The organism is Paractinoplanes globisporus DSM 43857, assembly GCF_000379645.1.
Taxonomy (GTDB): domain Bacteria; phylum Actinomycetota; class Actinomycetes; order Mycobacteriales; family Micromonosporaceae; genus Actinoplanes; species Actinoplanes globisporus.
Genome location: NZ_KB903317.1, coordinates 421194 through 436137, shown reverse-complemented (window position 1 = coordinate 436137; position 14944 = coordinate 421194). Strand labels below are relative to the sequence as shown.

Below are 14944 nucleotides of genomic sequence, written 5' to 3'. Positions count from 1 at the left end.
ACGCCCTGGGCCTGCTCCCGATAGGCGACGCCTTCCTGGCCTGGTCAAAATCCGCCCGCCTGCTGACCGCCACCCCGCCCGCGGCCACGGTCGCCCCACCATCCCGCCCGGCGCCTGCCTCGGTCGTCCCGTCGCCTGGCTCGGTCGTCCCGTCGCCTGGCTCGGTCGTCCCGTCGCCTGGCTCGGTCGTCCCGTCGCCTGGCTCGGTCGTCCCGTCGCCCGGCGCGGTCGTCCCGTCGCCTGGCTCGGTCGTCCCGTCGCCCGGCGCGGTCGTCCTGTCGCCCGGCGCGGTCGTCCCGTCGCCTGGCTCGGTCGTGCCGCCGAGCGCCTCGCTGGCGGCCCCGCCGCGTGCCCTCGGCTGGTGGTGGCGGCTTCCGCTGCTCACCCTCTTTCTCCTGCTGGGCGTCGCGCCCTGGCTGGCCGGCCCTCTTCGCCGCCGTCTGCGCCGCTCCTGAGGGCTGCCGCTCCTGAGAGCTGCCGTTCCTGAGGGCTGCCGCTCCTGGGGCCGCTCCGGGGCGTGCCGCCGCCGGGGCCTTTTCCGGTGAGCGTCGCGTCCGCCGCAGCCCATCTTGCCCGGATTTCGGCCGAAAAACGTATTCCGCCGGTAACGCCGGTATATGCCGGTTAGATTACGGAAGGCGCGGCCTCATGCCGGATCTTTGACATCCGGTGTCTGCGCTGCCCGAGCCGGCCATCGCCGGCGCCCCGAGCCGCCTCAAGGTGCGGTACCCGAACAGGCAACCCCGCTCTTCGCGGGCACGCAACGCTAGGGGCCTCCCCGGACGGAGGCAGCCCAGCCGCCGAAGGAGAAAGAAGGACATGCGCTATCGATCACCCCATGTGGCGCGGGGCGGGCCAGACCCGTTTGCGCTGCTCGGGACCAAGTACGTGCGGACGATTCTTTCGGCCGCAGCAGCCACCGCGATCGTCTTCACGCCGGCGATGATGCAGGCGTCGCCTGCCATGGCGGCTCCCATGGCGGCCGACCTCACGTTCAGTGCGGTCACGCCCGTGACCGAGGGCGGTCTGGTGACCGTCAGCTACAGCTACATCGGTGACGGTGAGACCTACGCCATTACGACCGCGCCCTCCGGCAACGGAGCGACCGCCGGCTCGGACTACACGGCGCCGGGCGGCACGCTCGTCTTGGCGGCCGGGTCCGTAGGATCGCCGGTGACCGGCACTATCACCATCCAGACCACTGACGACCAGCTCTACGAGGGTGCGGAAACCTTCGACATCACCGCGGCTGCGGCCCCGGACTCCGAAACGGCCACCGCGACGATCAACGACAACGACTCGAAGCCGTCGTACTCGTTGTCGGCCTCGCCGGGGACGGTCACCGAGGGCGCCGGCGCCAAGTCGACCATCACGGCCACGCTGAGCGCGGTGTCGGGCGTTGCGGCGACGGTCGCGCTCACCACGACGAACGGCACGGCCACCGCGGGCGTCGCGCCGCTGGGCGACTACACCGCCCTCACCGGCGGTGGCGGTGACACCATCACCATCCCGCCGGGCTCGCTGACCGGCACCAAGGACGTGCTGATCACGAACGACGGCGTCAAGGACAGCCAGGACACCGAGTCGTTCACGGTGACCGGTGCCGGCACCAACACGCTGCAGTCCGCGGCCTCGACCACGGTCAGCGTCAAGGACGCCCAGCCCACGCCGAAGCTCACGCTTTCGGGCGGCGGCGCGTCGGCCGAGGGCGGCGCGGCGGCGGTGTTCACCGTCACCACCGACACGAAGTCGGAGCTGCCGATCACGGTTCAGTGGGACGCGGTCGACGTGACCCCGGCCGCCGGCGACGGTACGGCCACCCCAGGGACGGACTTCTCGTACCCGGCAAGCCGGATCGCGATCATCTCGGCGGGTAGCACCAGTACGACGATCACGATCGCGCCGACCGTCGACGGCCTGGACGAGCTGACCGAGGACTACGCGATCCAGCTCTCCAACCCGACGAACGCGGCGCTGGGTACCGCCATCAAGGTCGGTGCCACGATCTCGGACAACGCGGCGGACCTGCCGCCGACCATGACGATCACCCCGACCGCGGTCACCGAGGGCGACTCCGGCAAGAAGGCGCAGACCTTCACCGCGATCCTCAGCGGTCCGTCGGGCAAGACCGTCAAGGCCAGCTACTCGACCGGCGGCGGCACCGCCACCGCCGGCAAGGACTACGTGGCCGCTACCGGCACGCTGACCTTCCCGCCCGGCACCACCACGCAGACCTTCAGCGTCGACATCATCGGCGACACGGTCGACGAGGGCGCCGGCGAGACATTCGTCATCACGCCGGCGGCAATCGCCGGTGAGTCGCCGGCGTCGTTCAGCGCGGTGGGTGGCGCCGCCACGGTGACCATCACCGATGACGACGCGGCGCCGACGATCGCCTCGTTCGACGACAAGTCGGTCACCGAGGGCAACGACACGTCGGTGATCCTGCTGCCGCTGAAGCTGAGCAACGCGAGCAACACGACGCTCACCTTCAACCTGACCGACACGCCCAGCGGCACCAACATGGCATCCAACGTCATCGGTGCGGCCGGCACGAACGACTACACGCTGTTGAACCCGACGATCGTCATTCCGCCGGACACGACCGTCGGCTACGCGGCCGTCCTGATCAACGGCGACACGTACTTCGAGCCGGACGAGACGTCGACCATCGCCGCGCTCGCGACGGTGGGCAGCCAGACCTACCTGACGGCGCCGTTCACGAAGTCCTCGGTGCTGACGATCGTCAACGACGACAAGGCGCCGAACCTTAAGATCAACAACATCTCGGGCGACGAGGGCGGCACCGTCGACGTCACCGGAACGCTGACGGGCATGTCCGCGGCGTCGACCGTGTACAACGTCTGGTTCACCGGCCAGTCGGTGGGCGGCAAGAAGGCGGCCGACCCGACCGACTTCACCAACCCCGGCGTGGTTCAGGTGACTGTGGGCGCGGGCACCGCGCCGACCGACACTCTGGCGGTCGCCAGCCTCGCGCTGACGGACGACACGACGAACGAGCCCGATGAGACCATCAACGTCACCGGTAACACCACCGGCAACACCGGCACGGTCACCGATGGCGCGGTCACGATCAAGGCGAACGACGGCGCGAAGCCGGGCGAGCCCGGTGGGCTGACGATCAGCGGTCCGGCCAACATCGTCGGCGCGGTCGCTGTGTCGATCAAGGGCAAGGCCGCGGCGTCGACCATGGTCGACCTCTACGGTGCGCCGATGGGTGGCGGGGGCGAGCTGAAGAAGCTGCTCAGCACCACCAGCGACGCCGACGGTAACTACATGTTCTCGCGCTGGATCGGCGAGGGTTACCGGTTCGCGGCCATGTCGGGCGACGAGAAGTCCGACGAGATCAAGGTGACCGTCACCCAGAACCCGGTCTTCGTGGCCAGTTCGGGCGCGACGGGCATGCTGACCCTCGCCGTGCAGGGCAACCCGCGCGGCCCGGGCCAGACCGCGATCGTCCAGCGCTGGGTCAACGGCGCCTGGGTGAACGCGTGGCGCGGCACGACCGGCAGCGACAACATCTGGCGGGGCACCGCCAAGGTCGCTTCCAAGACCACGGTGACGCTGCGCGCCTTCGTGGCCGGCTACACGCCGGACGGCCTCCTGCCCGGCTACACCGCCGCCAAGAAGGTCACCATCAAGTAAGCACCACCTGACCGAACGAAGGCGGGGGCGGCCACTGGCCGCCCCCGCCGCTTCGCGTCCCCCGCGCGCGACGTCACGGTGCGATCGATGCGGGCGACAATGGGACGATGTCCAGGGTGTCGGCTCTGCTGCGCGTCGCGCTCGCCGTCGTCCTGCTGTGGGCGCTGGTCGCCACGGCGGCCTGGCTGCTGCAGCGGCGGCTCATCTACTTCCCGGACCGGTCGTCGCCGCCGGCGGCGGCCCGGGTGATTCCTGGGGCGCGCGATGTCACCCTGCGCACCGCCGACGGGTTAGACCTGACGGCCTGGCTCGTCGAGCCGCCGCCGGAGACACCCGGCCGGCGCTTGGCGGTGCTGCTCGCGCCGGGCAACGCCGGCAACAGGCTGGCCCGGGCCCCGCTCGCAACCCCGGCAGTCCGAGCGAGGACGGACTCGCCCGCGACATCGAGTCGGCGCGGACGTTCCTGGTCGAGCAGGCCGGCATACCGGCCGAACGGCTGCTGTACTACGGCGAGAGCCTCGGCGCGGCGGTGGTGACCGCGCTGGCGGCGAAACACCCGCCCGCCGGCCTGATCCTGCGGTCGCCGTTCACCGATCTGCCCGCCGCGGGCCGCGCGCATTATCCGTTCCTGCCGGTACGCCTGCTGGCGCGCGACCGGTTCCCGGTGGCCGAGCTGGTTGAGCGGGTCGCGGCGCCCACGCTGATCGTGTACGGCACCGCCGACTCGATCGTGCCGCCGCGGCAGAGTCTGGCCGTGGCCCGCAAGGCCGGGGGACCGGTGCGGGTGGTAGCCGTCCAGGGCGCCGACCACAACGACGCGTCCCTGCTCAACGGCGACCAGCTCATCGACGCGATCGCCGAGCTCGCCGCCGGAGCCACCTGACCCGGGCACACCGGTCAGAAGCCAACCACGGTCAGCCACCGCGCCACCGGCACGCGGCGCTACCCGATCAGCCGGGTTGCCGCGCAGACCGGCGGCGGGCAACAAGCACGGTTGGGAGGAACTCGGAGGGAGTCACTCCCTTGACACTTTCCCGCGCGAGACATAGCGTGCCGTCAAACTAGCAGGAAACTTAACAGTTTCGCTGGAGGATGCCGTGCACCGTTCCCCGCGCAACCTGCTGCTCGCCTCCGCTGTGGCCGTCGCGACCGCCGCCACCGGCGCCGCCGTCCTGCTGCCGGCCTCCCCGGCCGGCGCCGCGGTGGGCCTCTCCGACGTCGTACCCGTGCCGGTGTCGGCGCAGCCCGCGGCCGGCGTGACCTACACGCTGCCGTCGAACGCCGCGATCCAGACCGCGGCCGGCGCGACCGACGTGGGCAACTACCTCGCTGGCATCCTCCGCCCGTCGACCGGGTACGCGCTTCCGGTCTCCACCACGACCGGCACGCCGACGAGCGGCATCGCGCTGCTGCTGTCCGGCGCCGACCCGAGCGTGGGCGCCGAGGGCTACCAGCTCGACGTGACCGCCGCCGTCGTCACGCTCCGCGCGCAGACCGCGACCGGGCTGTTCCACGGGGTGCAAACGCTGCGGCAGCTGCTGCCGGCCGCGGTCGAGGCGCGGACCGTCCAGAGCGGACCGTGGACGATCGCCGGCGGCCGGATCATCGACTACCCGCGGTACGCGTACCGCGGCGCGATGCTGGACGTGTCGCGTCACTTCTTCGCCCCCGACGTGGTGAAGCGGTACCTCGACGAGATCGCGCAGTACAAGATCAACACCTTGCACCTCCACCTCTCCGACGACCAGGGCTGGCGCATCGTGATCGACGCCTGGCCGCAGCTGGCGACCGTGGGCGGCAGCACCCAGGTGGGCGGCGGCGCGGGCGGGTACTACACCAAGGCGCAGTACTCCGACCTGGTCTCCTACGCGGCGTCGCGGCAGATCACGATCGTGCCGGAGATCGACATGCCCGGCCACGTCAACGCCGCGCTCGCCTCGTACGCGCAGCTCAACTGCAACAACACGGCCCCGCCGCTCTACACCGGCACGAACGTCGGCTTCAGCTCGCTGTGCGTCAGCAAGGAGGTCACGTACACGTTCGTGCAGCAGGTGCTCAACGAGCTCGCCGCCCTCACTCCCGGGCCGTATCTGCACGTCGGCGGCGACGAGGCGTCGAGCACGCCGGCGGCGGACTACACCACGTTCATGAACCGCGTGCAGCCCTTCGTCGGCGCGGCCGGCAAGACCGTCATCGGCTGGCACCAGATCGGGCAGGCCAACCACACGACGAACCGGGTCGCGCAGTACTGGGGAACGTCCACGTCGGACGGGGACCTGAGCTCCGCGGTGAGCAAGGGCGACAAGATCCTGCTGTCGCCGGCGAACAAGGCGTACCTCGACATGAAGTACACGAACTCGACCCCGCTCGGCCAGACGTGGGCCGGCCTGATCGAGGTGCAGACCGCGTACAACTGGGACCCGGGCGCCTACCTCTCCGGCGTGCCGGCGAGCGCGATCCTCGGCGTCGAGGCTCCGCTGTGGACCGAGACGATCACCCGGCTGGCCGACATCGAGTTCATGGCGTTCCCGCGGCTGCCGGCGCTGGCCGAGCTCGCGTGGTCGCCGCAGTCGGCACGCAACTGGGACACGTTCAAGGTGCGGCTCGGCGCGCAGGGTCCGCGGTGGACGGTGCAGGGGATCAACTTCTACAGCTCGCCGCAGGTGCCGTGGGGCACGCAGCAGACGACGCGCAGCGCGTACACCCAGATCCAGGCCGAGAGTTACAACGCCCAGACCGGGACGCAGACCGAGACCACCACCGACACCGGCGGCGGCCAGGACGTCGGATACATCGCACCCGGCGACTCACTCGCGTACGACCTCGACTTCGGCGCGGCGTCGCCGGCCTCGGTCACGACGCGGCTGGCCTCCGGCGCGTCCGGTGGCACGATCCAGTACCGCCTGGACTCCACCACCGGCCCGATCGTCGCCAGCGTCCCGGTCACCTCCACCGGCGGCTGGCAGACCTGGACCAGCACCACCACGAACCTGACCGGCGCGGCGACCGGCGTGCACCGGCTGTACCTCACTTTCACCGGCACCGCGGGCGACTTCGTCAACCTCAACTGGCTGCAGTTCAACGCCGGCGGCGGGCTGCCCAACGCGTACGGCGTGCGGCAGGCGGAGAGCTTCGGCAGCCAGTCCGGCACCCAGACCGAGACCACCACCGACACCGGCGGCGGCCAGAACGTCGGCTACATCACGCCCGGCGACTGGCTCGGCTTCACCAACGTGGACTTCGGCACCCCGACCGCGGCGTCGGTGACCACGCGACTGGCCTCCGGCGCGTCCAGCGGCACCATCCAGTACCGCCTGGACTCCACCACCGGCCCGATCATCGCCAGCGTCCCGGTCACCTCCACCGGCGGCTGGCAGACCTGGACCAGTGCCACCACCACCCTGTCCGGCTCGGCCACCGGCGTCCACCCGGTGTTTCTCACCTTCACCGGCACGGCCGGCGCCGACTTCGTCAACCTCAACTGGTTCCAGTTCAACCGGTAGCGCCTGTTTCTCGCTGTGCGGCCCAGCTTGCGGACGACCAGGATGTCGCGCTGGATGGCCTGGTCCACGCGGTGGCCGAAGGCTTCGCAGGCGTGCGTCGCGGTGCCGCCCGGCCGTATGGCGCGTAGACGGGGCGGATCGCCAAGCGCAACGCGCGGTCAGCAGCAGAGATCCCGATCAAAGCCGCCACGTCCTTTGCATGGCTTGCGCTGAGCGGCTGGTCAGCTTGGGAAGTGCTGGCGGTTCGTACCGGGACGGCCAAATCTGCAAGAGGTACTCGTCGAGAGGCGGATCGTCGATGCCGCGGCCGACCTTGCCAGTTGCTTGGTCCAGGCCGCGGGCGTGGTAGCGAAGACGGTAGGTGGTTCCCCCAGCTGGAAGCGGAGACAGGTCGTGGGTCTCCTCGCCACCCCAGCAGAACAGGATGAACCGCTCGTCATCGGTCGTCATGCTGACTTCGACGACATCCTCGAAGTCGCTGAGAGCCGCGCCTGGATCCTCCGGATCCATGGTGACCGTCAGAAGAACATATCCGGTGTGCAGGCCGGTGCCGAGGACTGCGCCGTTGCCCACCACACCGATCAGGCCGGTGCCGTCCGGTCCACTGAAGTAGGCGCCGAGGTTCGAGCCGTCGGCTCTGTTGACGTAGATCTGGCCGTAAGCGGCATAGACGTCACCGTAGAGAACCACGGAACTCACAGGTTGGACCCTAGCCATCAACAGCGAACGTGTGGCTCGCCTTGGGTGGACCTGGCTGCCGCCTTCTCGAAGGGATACCTGGAGTACGAGGCGCGCGCCCCTTCAGCGGGTGGGGCGGTCGCAGCCGGGGAGGGCGCAGCCGCCGTCGAGGACGGCCCGGGCGCGGTGGAGTGTGCCGTGGGCGGGACGACAGTTGAAGGCGGGGGCGGCCACTGGCCGCCCCCGCCGCATGTCGCCGGCCCCCGATCAATCGACCTCGGCGACCGCCTGGGCGAACTGGGCGGAGTACAGGCGGGCGTAGGCGCCGTCGGCGGCGATCAGCTCGTCGTGGTTGCCCTGCTCGACTATCTGGCCGTGCTCCATCACCAGGATCACGTCGGCGTCCCGGATGGTGGAGAGGCGGTGGGCGATGACGAAGCTAGTGCGGCCGCTGCGCAGCGTGTTCATCGCCCGCTGGATCAGGACCTCGGTCCGGGTGTCGACCGAGCTGGTCGCCTCGTCGAGGATGAGGATGCTGGGCTCGGCCAGGAACGCCCTCGCGATGGTGATCAGCTGCTTCTGGCCGGCGCTGACGTTGGAGCCCTCCTCGTCGATCACCGTCTCGTAGCCGTCGGGGAGCATGCGCACGAAGTGATCCACGTGCGCCGCCTCGGCCGCGGCCAGCACCGCGGGCATGTCGAACGAGTCGGCGCCGTAGGCGATGTTCTCGGCGATCGTGCCGCCGAACAGCCACGTGTCCTGCAGGACCATGCCGATCTGTTCGCGCAGTTCCGTCCGCGGCATCGTGTTGATGTCGATGCCGTCCAGCGTGATCCGGCCCGAGTCGACGTCGTAGAACCGCATGATCAGGTTGACCAGCGTGGTCTTGCCGGCCCCGGTGGGTCCGACGATCGCGACCGTCTGGCCGGGCTCGGCCACCAGCGACAGGTGCTCGATCAGCGGCTTGTCCGGCAGGTAGCGGAACGAGACGTCCTCGAAGGCAACCCGCCCCTCGGCCCGGTCGAGAGCGACAGCCGGCGGCTCGGGCGACTGCTCGGGCGCGTCGAGCAGGGCGAACACCCGCTCGGCCGAGGCCACGCCGGACTGGATCAGGTTGGCCATCGAGGCGACCTGGGTCAGCGGCTGGCTGAACTGCCGCGAGTACTGGATGAACGCCTGCACCTCGCCGAGCGACAGGTTGCCGGAGGCCACCTGCAGGCCGCCGACGACCGCCACCAGCACGTAGTTCAGGTTGCCGATGAACATCATCGCGGGCTGGATCAGGCCCGAGACGAACTGCGCCTTGAAGCTCGAGGCGTACAACTTGTCGTTGTGCTCCTCGAAGGTGGCCTGGGCCTCGTCCTGCCGGCCGAAGACCTTGACCAGCGAGTGCCCGGTGAACATCTCCTCGATGTGCCCGTTGAGCTTGCCGGTCGTCTTCCATTGGGCGACGAAGTTGGGCTGTGAGCGCTTGCCGATGAACGTCGTCACGAGGATCGACACCGGGACCGTGACCAGCGCGATCAGGGCGAGCAACCACGAGATCCAGAACATGAAGCCGAGTACGCCGACGATCATCAGCATGGCCGTGATGAGCTGGGCGAACGTCTGCTGCAGGGTCTGCGCGATGTTGTCGGTGTCGTTGGTGGCCCGGCTCAGCACCTCGCCGCGGGCCTGCTGGTCGAAATACGACAGCGGGAGCCGGGACAGTTTCGCCTCGACGTCCTCCCGCAGCCGGTACACGGCCCGCTGCACGACGGTCGCGGTGAGCCGCCCCTGGAACACGCCGAACAGCCAGGCGCACAGGTAGACGACCGCCACCCAGCCGAGCAGGTGCAGCAGCTTGTCGAAGTCGATGCCCTGCCCGGGGATGAAGTCGATCGAGGAGAGCAGGTCGGCGCGGGTGTTCTGCCCGTTGGCCCGCAACTGATCGACGATCTCCGTCTTGCTGAGGCCGGCCGGGACCGACTTGCCGACCACCCCGGAGAAGATGATGTCGGTGGCGTGGCCGAGCAGGCGCGGGCCGGAGACCGACAGCGCGACGCTGGCCACGCCGAACAGCAGCACCAGGCCGACCAGGGCGCGCTGCGGCTTGAGCAGGCCGAGCAGGCGTTTCGTGGACCCCTTGAAGTCCTGGAGCTTCTCGGGCGGGCCCCCGGCGCCCATCATCATGCGAGCGGCGGGCGGCCCGCCGATGGGCCGGGGCCCAGCTGCGCGATTGGGCGCGGTCATGCGGCGGCCTCCTGCTCCGTCAACTGCGACAAGACAATTTCGCGGTACGTCGGGTTGGTGTCCATGAGCTCGGAGTGAGTGCCGGTGCCGACCACCCGGCCGTCGTCGAGCACGATGATCCGGTCGGCGTCGCGGATGGTGCTGACCCGCTGCGCCACCACGACCACCGTCGCGTCCGCGATGTGCGTGGTCAGCGCCGCCCGCAGTGCCGCGTCGGTGGCGTAGTCGAGCGCCGAGAACGAGTCGTCGAAGAGGTAGATCTCGGGCCGGGCCACGAGCAGCCGGGCGATCGCGAGCCGCTGCCGCTGGCCGCCCGAGACGTTCGTGCCGCCCTGGGCGATCGGCGCGTCCAGCCTGCCGTCCATCTTCTCGACGAAATCCCGGGCCTGGGCGATCTCCAGGGCCTCCCAGAGCTGCTCGTCGGTGGCGTCCGGGTTGCCGTAGCGCAGGTTGGTGGCCACGGTGCCGGTGAACAGGTACGGCTTCTGCGGGACCAGTCCGACCGTACGGGCCAGAAGCTTCTCGTCGAGCTCGCGAACGTCGACGCCGTCGACCAGCACCTGGCCCTCGGTCGCATCGAACAGTCGCGGCACCAGGTTGAGCAGCGTGGTCTTGCCGCTGCCCGTGCTGCCGATGATGGCGGTGACCTCGCGCGGGCGTGCCGTGAGATCGACCTCGCACAGAACCGGCGCCTCGGCCCCCGGGTAGTGGAAGCCCACGCCGCGCAGCTCGAGGAAGCCGCGCCGGCTCAACGTTGTGACCGGGGCGAGCGGCGGCACGACGCTCGACTCGGTGGTGAGCACCTCGCGGATGCGCTCGGCGCAGACCTCGGCCCGCGGGATCATCACGAACATGAAGGTCGCCATCATGATCGACATGAGGATCTGCATGAGGTAGCTGAGGAACGCGGTGAGCGCGCCGACCTGCATGGCTCCCGAGTCGATCCGGTGGCCGCCGAACCACAGCACGGCGACGCTGGACAGGTTCACGATCAGCATCACGGTCGGGAACATCAGCGCCATCAGCTTGCCGGCGCGCAGCGAGACGTCGGTGAGCTCGTCGTTCGCGCCCTCGTAGCGGGCCTGCTCCCGGTCGTCGCGGACGAACGCGCGGATCACCCGGATGCCGGTGATCTGCTCGCGCATCACCTGGTTGACCCGGTCGATGCGCACCTGCATGCTGCGGAACAGCGGCCGCATGCGGACGATGATCAGGCCGACCGTGCCGATCAGGATCGGGACGATCACCAGCAGCATGGCGGAGAGCGGCACGTCCTGGCGCAGGGCCAGCACCACGCCGCCGATGCACATGATCGGCGCCGAGACCATCAGCGTGAACGTGAGCAGCACCAGCATCTGCACCTGCTGCACGTCGTTCGTGGTGCGGGTGATCAGCGACGGCGCCCCGAACTGGCCGACCTCCCGGGCCGAGAACTTCTGCACCTGCGAGAAGATCGAGTTGCGGACGTCGCGGCCGACCGCCATCGCGGTCCGCGCGCCGAAGTACACCGCGACCGCCTGGGCCGCGATCTGCAGGACCGTGATGCCGAGCATGCCGGCGCCGATCCGCATGACGTAGTCGGTGTCGCCCTTGATCACGCCGTTGTCGATGATGTCGGCGTTGAGCGTGGGCAGGTAGAGCGTCGCCAGCGTCTGGATGAACTGGAAGAGCACGACCAGGACGATCGCGCTCTTGTACGGCCGGAGATGGCCGCGGAGAAGTTGGATGAGCACTAGTACTGAGCCCCCCGCTTGTCCCTGTCTTCGGTTGGGATGAGTTCTTCGTTTCGGATGAGAACGCCGTCCAGCAGGAGCGAGACCAGTTCGGTCCCGCGGAAGGAGTCCGGGTCACCGAACGGGCCATAGGTGTTGGCGCCGCAGAACAGCAGCAACATCTGCGCCACGGCGTGCGGCGTGCGACGCAGCAGCGCCGCGTCCGGTTCGATCACCCGGATCAGGGTGTCCCGCAGCCGCTCGCGGCTGGAGGCCATCCGGGCCTGCGCGTCCGGATCGCCCGCACCGGCGAAAATCAGCTTGCGGGCGGCCGTGAGCAGTTGAGCGTTCTCGGCCATCCGAGCGTGGATCAGCTCGGCCGCCTCCGCCATCCGCTCGCGCAGCGGCAGCGACAGGTCGATCGCCTCCAGCCCGTCGAGCGTCACCTGCGGGTCGAGCGCCTGGATGACCGAGCACACGACCAGCGAGTTCTTGCTTTCGAAGACGCCGAAGATGGTGCCCTCGGCGACCCCGGCGGCCGTGGCGATCTGCCGCGTGCTGACCTCGAGACCGTGCTCGTGCAGCAGCGGGATGGTCGCCGCGATCAGGGCCTGCCGGCGCTCCTCCGGCGCGAGCGCCGGAACTCTCCTACGCCTGTTCTCCACGAGTACACACCCTAACTGAGCGAGCACTCACTCAGCCACTGACATTTGTCATGGGTCCTCTCTCGCCCCTACCCGCACGTTAACAAGTCGGGAAAGCCGCTCATGTTGGGAAAGGTCCGGCCGATGAGGCGCTCGTGCGGCGACTCGAGTTGGACGATCACACGGCGGATTACTGGGCGCGCCAGGTCCGCATCGGCTCGACGATCGCCGCGGTGGTTACCGCCATCGGCGGCCTTCGGATGGCCCTGAGCTGGCCCTCCTCGAGCCGATGGTGGCTGATCCCGGTCGCCGTGGCGATCGTGCTGCAGGCCGGGGCGACTAGATTGCCCTGGAACCGGCTGGTTCGCAACGAAGTTTTCCGCCGCCGCCACCTGCTGATGTGGTGGCTCGCCGAGCTTCCGTTCCTGCTGCTGTTCGGCATCGGCGACCCGAACGGCGCGATGCTCTACCTACCGGCGGCCATCCTGATGCTGATGTGCGCCGCCGCCGTCTGGTCGCCGCGCACCGTCGCCCTGCTCGGCGCGCTCGTCGGCGCCGGGTATGCCGTGCTCCTTCCGGTGCGGGCCAGCCTCGGCCCGATCGCGACCTTCGTGATCCTCGCGATGTACGCCTGCCTGGTCGCCCTCACCGCGATCAACGCGCAGAACCGCGGTCGCCTCGACGCCCGCCGCCACATGGCCGAGCAGCGCGCCGAGACCCTGCTCGAGGCCTCGGCCGACGCGGTGGTCGCGGTCGGCCGGGACGGCGAGCTCAAGTACGTGAGCCCGTCCATCCGCCGCCTGCTCGGTCACGATGCCGCGAGCCTGACCGGCAAGCGGCTCTCCGACGTGATCGAGGCCGACGTCACGCAGGCCGACAAGACCGGCGACATCCAGGACTTCCTGAACCGGATGCTGGCCCTGCCGATCGGGCGCAGCGAGCGCACCGAGACCCGGCTGCGCAACGCGGCCGGCGAGTGGGTCTACGTCGACGTCATGGGCACGAACTGGATCAACGACCCCGACCTGCAGGCCGTCGTGGTGAGCCTGCGCGACATCGGCGAGCGGCGCGAGCTCGAGCGGCAGCTGATCCACCAGGCGTACACCGACTCGCTGACCGGCATGCCCAACCGGGCGATGTTCCGCAAGAAGCTCGAGGACTCCATGGCGACCGCCGGTGAGCTGCCGGTGACGGTGCTGCTGCTCGACCTGGACGACTTCAAGCTGGTGAACGACAACCTCGGGCACAGCGCCGGCGACGAGCTGCTCACCACGATCGCCGAGCGCCTCCGGGCTCAGGTACGCCCCGGCGACGTGCTGGCCCGCCTCGGCGGCGACGAGTTCGCGATCCTGATGCGCGACCTCGACCCGGCCGACGCGTCCGGCCTCGCCGAGCGCCTGCTGACCACCGCCCGCGAGCCGGTCCGGCTGGGCAGCCGCGACGTCACCTGCTCGCTGAGCATCGGCATCGCCACCTCGACCGGCTGCGAGCCCGCCGCCGCCGGCCTGGTCTGCGCCGACCAGCTGCTCGGCAACGCCGACCTGGCCATGTACGCGGCCAAGCGGGGCGGCCGCAACGCGTACGCGATCTTCGACCCGACCATGAGCATGTCGGTGCTCGAGGAGGCCCAGCAGCGCGCCGATCTCGAGCACGCGCTGGAGCACGACGAGTTCCGCGTGCTCTACCAGCCGGTGGTCGACATGCACACCCAGCGCCTGACCGCCGTCGAGGCGCTGGTGCGGTGGCAACATCCTCGCGACGGCCTGCTCGGGCCGTACCACTTCATCGCGGGCGCCGAGGCGAACGGCCTGATCGTTCCGCTCGGCCGCTGGGTGCTGCGCCAGGCGTGCGCGCAACTGGCGCGCTGGCGCGCCGAGCGGCCGGAGGCGGCCGGTCTCAAGGTCAACGTCAACCTCTCGGCCCGCCAGTTCCAGTACGCCGGGCTGGTCGACGATGTCTCCGCGGCACTCGCCGACGCCGGTCTCGACGCGGCTTCGCTCACCCTGGAGATCACCGAGTCGATGCTGATGGCCGACATCGAGGCGGCCAAGGAGACGCTGCACGCCCTGCGCCGCCTCGGCGTCCGCCTGGCGATCGACGACTTCGGCACGGGCTACTCGTCGCTGAGCTACCTCAAGCAGCTCCCGGTCGACGTCATCAAAATCGACAAGACCTTCGTCGACGAGGTGCACATCGACGAGGACGACGTCGCCCTGGTCGACGCGGTCGCCGGCCTGGGCCAGGCGCTGAAGATGCAGACGGTGGCCGAGGGCATCGAGACCGACGAGCAGTGGGAAACCCTGCGCCGCATCGGCATCGACCACGGCCAGGGCTACCTCTTCGGCCGCCCCGCCGAGCCCGCAGACATAGCCGCCCTCCTGTCCGCCGAAACTCTGTCGGATCCGCAGCACGTGTGATTCGCTGCCCGCACTCGGGCGAGGGGCGTGGCAAGGTGGTCGTGACCGTCACTTGACCCACTTGAACCGAACCAACGCCCCCGCCGTGTACC

Annotated in this window: 10 protein-coding genes; 6 read left to right on the top strand and 4 right to left on the bottom strand. The window is 69.7% G+C overall.

Going from position 1 to position 14944, the window contains the following annotated elements; translation table 11 throughout:
* From A3CQ_RS61190 to A3CQ_RS63760, 5 genes are all read left to right on the top strand, one after another.
* Positions 1-455: hypothetical protein (locus A3CQ_RS61190; protein ID WP_211216715.1), on the top strand; the 455-nt coding region annotated here is incomplete at its 5' end.
* A 433-nt stretch (positions 456-888) separates the two neighbouring features.
* Positions 889-3666, top strand: a complete 2778-nt coding sequence (locus A3CQ_RS0131980; protein WP_169516322.1) for a Calx-beta domain-containing protein — start codon at positions 889-891, stop codon at positions 3664-3666.
* A gap of 107 nt (positions 3667-3773) precedes the next feature.
* Positions 3774-4202 carry an alpha/beta hydrolase family protein gene (locus tag A3CQ_RS63145; RefSeq protein ID WP_245577399.1) on the top strand — a complete coding sequence of 143 codons (429 nt, stop codon included), beginning with the start codon at positions 3774-3776 and terminating at the stop codon, positions 4200-4202.
* Complete coding sequence (locus tag A3CQ_RS63140; protein ID WP_373276136.1) at positions 4109-4549, top strand: alpha/beta hydrolase; 441 nt, start codon at positions 4109-4111, stop codon at positions 4547-4549. Before A3CQ_RS63145 ends, A3CQ_RS63140 begins: the two co-directional genes overlap by 94 nt.
* A gap of 214 nt (positions 4550-4763) precedes the next feature.
* Positions 4764-7169 (top strand): family 20 glycosylhydrolase, encoded by a 2406-nt coding sequence (locus A3CQ_RS63760; protein ID WP_020515034.1) that lies wholly within the window; start codon positions 4764-4766, stop codon positions 7167-7169.
* Between the two features lie 177 nt (positions 7170-7346).
* On the opposite strand, the gene A3CQ_RS54845 is transcribed toward A3CQ_RS63760, so the two are convergent.
* From A3CQ_RS54845 to A3CQ_RS0131950, 4 genes are all read right to left on the bottom strand, one after another.
* On the bottom strand, positions 7347-7868 hold the full coding sequence (locus A3CQ_RS54845) for a hypothetical protein (protein WP_020515033.1): 522 nt from the start codon (positions 7866-7868) through the stop codon (positions 7347-7349).
* A 246-nt stretch (positions 7869-8114) separates the two neighbouring features.
* Complete coding sequence (locus A3CQ_RS0131960) at positions 8115-10079, bottom strand: ABC transporter ATP-binding protein (RefSeq protein WP_026206423.1); 1965 nt, start codon at positions 10077-10079, stop codon at positions 8115-8117.
* Entirely contained in the window at positions 10076-11812 is a 1737-nt protein-coding gene (locus A3CQ_RS0131955; RefSeq protein ID WP_020515031.1) for an ABC transporter ATP-binding protein, read from the bottom strand. Before A3CQ_RS0131955 ends, A3CQ_RS0131960 begins: the two co-directional genes overlap by 4 nt.
* Positions 11812-12456, bottom strand: coding sequence for a TetR/AcrR family transcriptional regulator (locus A3CQ_RS0131950; RefSeq protein WP_020515030.1), 645 nt, complete (start codon positions 12454-12456; stop codon positions 11812-11814). Before A3CQ_RS0131950 ends, A3CQ_RS0131955 begins: the two co-directional genes overlap by 1 nt.
* Positions 12457-12590: 134 nt before the next feature.
* Between A3CQ_RS0131950 and A3CQ_RS0131945 the strand changes: the two genes are divergently transcribed.
* Positions 12591-14852 (top strand): putative bifunctional diguanylate cyclase/phosphodiesterase, encoded by a 2262-nt coding sequence (locus tag A3CQ_RS0131945; protein WP_020515029.1) that lies wholly within the window; start codon positions 12591-12593, stop codon positions 14850-14852.
* Positions 14853-14944: the final 92 nt, after the last annotated feature.